At 78.3% G+C, this 235-nt stretch carries 1 protein-coding gene; it reads right to left on the bottom strand.

The annotated features are described in order from the left end of the window. Positions 1 to 235: hypothetical protein (locus tag KVS71_RS18915; protein WP_217585301.1), on the bottom strand; the 235-nt coding region annotated here is incomplete at both ends.

The raw sequence follows: 235 nt of genomic DNA, 5'->3' as shown, positions 1-235 counted from the left end.
GCGCAGCAGCGCGAGATGCGTCTCGAGCGCCGACGCCTCCGCCGCCGTGCCCCCACCCTGGGTCCCTGAGCCCCCGCCCTGGGTCCCTGTGCCCCCGCCCTGGGTCCCTGAGCCCCCGCCCTGGGTCCCTGGGCCGCGGACCTGGGTCCCTGAGCCTGTCGAAGGGCCCAGCACCTCCGCGATCTGCGGCGGCCCGGGCCCGTGCTCCCGCAGCAGGGGGATCCGCTGCAACCGC

It is taken from the genome of Microbacterium sp. GbtcB4 (assembly GCF_019091465.1).
GTDB lineage: Bacteria > Actinomycetota > Actinomycetes > Actinomycetales > Microbacteriaceae > Microbacterium > Microbacterium paraoxydans.
This window is presented reverse-complemented; position numbering and strand designations above follow the sequence as displayed.